Source organism: Oceanibaculum nanhaiense (genome assembly GCF_002148795.1).
In the GTDB taxonomy this organism is placed as follows: Bacteria; Pseudomonadota; Alphaproteobacteria; order Oceanibaculales; family Oceanibaculaceae; genus Oceanibaculum; species Oceanibaculum nanhaiense.
This window is the reverse complement of record NZ_MPOB01000028.1, coordinates 1-1,896: the sequence shown is the minus strand read 5'-3', so window position 1 is coordinate 1,896 and position 1,896 is coordinate 1. Positions and strand designations below refer to the sequence as shown.

3 protein-coding genes are annotated in these 1,896 nt (G+C 63.7%); all 3 read right to left on the bottom strand.

Going from position 1 to position 1,896, the window contains the following annotated elements:
* The coding region (locus tag BKM74_RS18335; protein ID WP_140056133.1) for a multicopper oxidase domain-containing protein at window positions 1-743 on the bottom strand (743 nt) is incomplete at its 3' end.
* Between the two features lie 10 nt (window positions 744-753).
* Window positions 754-1,332, bottom strand: coding sequence for a cupredoxin domain-containing protein (locus BKM74_RS18330; RefSeq protein ID WP_086467130.1), 579 nt, complete (start codon window positions 1,330-1,332; stop codon window positions 754-756).
* Window positions 1,333-1,419: 87 nt separating this feature from the next.
* On the bottom strand, window positions 1,420-1,896 hold a 477-nt coding region (locus tag BKM74_RS18640; protein ID WP_217895533.1), incomplete at its 5' end, for a hypothetical protein.

Below are 1,896 nucleotides of genomic sequence, written 5' to 3'. Positions count from 1 at the left end.
CGGCCATTCACCAGAAAGGCATAGCCGGTGACATCCGCCAGATCGGTCGGGTCCATCCGCATGTCGCCCCATTCCAGCCGGTCCTTGAGGGCGGCGTTGAAACCCTCCCTATCGGCCTGCCGGAAGAAGTCGATCAGCGTGCGCTTGCCGTAATTGTAATAGCCTTCCTGGCTCTTCAGGTTGCGCAGCACTGCGCGCGGGTTCTCCTGCGTGTGATCGGACAGCACGACGACATAGTCGCGGTCATAGCGCGCCGGCTCGCGGCCCGCCGGCTCGATCACAATGGCGCCATACATGCCCTGCTGTTCCTGCAGGCCGGAATGGCTATGATACCAGTAGGTTCCCGCCTGGCGCAGCTGGAAGCGGTAGGTATAGGTCTCGCCGGGCTGGATCGCCTCATAGCCGTTGAAGCCCGGCGCGCCATCCATGACGCCCTGGATCAGCAGCCCGTGCCAATGGATCGAGGTCGGCTCCGGCAGGCGGTTGGTCACCTGGATGACCACCTCCTCGCCCTCGCGCCAGCGCAGAGTGGGCGCCGGTACCGAGCCGCCAATGGCGATGGCGTTGCTTTCCACGCTGTCCACCACGATTCGCTTTGCCTCAACGGCCAGCTGCAACTCCTTGTCGGCCGAGGCGAAGCTGCGCCGCCCCGGATAGAGCGACACAGTACCGGCCAGGCCGGCGGCTCCAGCCAGCTTCAGCGCATTCCGCCGACTGACCTGAGGAGAGATAATGCTGTTCATGTCTGCCTCCTCACTTCCGGGCCGCGCCAGTGCGGAGCTGGACAGCCCCGACCATGCCGGTCTCGTAATGGCCGGGAATGTTGCAGGCGAATTCCAGCGTGCCCGAGGACGGGAAGGTCCAGATCAGTTCACCCGACTGGCCCGGCTCCAGCAGCACGCTGTTCGGGTCGTCATGCTGCATGGAATGCGACATGCCCGTCTTCGAATGATCCATCTTCATCATCTCGCGGTCGATGGAGGTGGGGGTGAGCATGCCGTGCTCGAACATCACCGCCATCTCCTTCTGATGCGCGGCATGCATCTCCGGCGTGGCGATGTTGAACTCGTGCAGGAACTCGCCCTTGTTCTGCAAGACGAAGCGGATGGTCTCTCCGCCGGATACCTCGATCCGCTCCGGTTCGTAGTAATTGTCGCCCATGACGATGGTGACGGTACGGCTGGCCTCGGCGGCCTTGCCGGGTTCCCCGATGGCGGCACTTCCATGGCCATGCCCGCCGGAATGGCCCGGAGCGGCCTGAAGCGGGGCAAGCGGGATGGAGGCGAACGCCATCAGCGCCGCGGCAAACGCGGTAATCTTGAAGCTACGCATGGATAAATCCTTCGAATACAGATCCTGAATGGCATGACGTCCGGTCGCCCGGTCACAGGGGGGCGGGTCATGCGAGCGTATCGGTGTTCAGGATCGGTATTCGGGCGGGATCAGCGGCGGGTCGGCGCGATGGCCAGGCGGGCCGGGCAAGCGAGAAATCGCAACGCGATCAAAATGCTGCGGGGGCATGGCCTGTGCAGCAAGACCCATGACCGCCGGCACGCAGTGCGCAGAGCAGATGCTGTGATCAAGCGTGGTGTTCCCCTGGGTATCACCCTCAGGCACCCCGCCATGGTCATATCCATGAGGATGCGCTGGGACATGGCCGTGCAGGGCATGCGCGCCGGCAGAATGCGCTTCGGCGCCCTGCGCCTGACCGGCAGAACCGAATCCTGACGCCAGCAGCCCTGCATCCGCATTGAACCACAGGCTCACCACGGCGATCAGCACAATTGCGATGTTCTGGCGCCAGCGAATACCCGCCTCCTGCGTCTTTTGTGATGTGCCCGTTTGGCCAACGCATGGATAGATAGGGGTTCCCGCTAGGGGAAGGTCAAGCCCTGC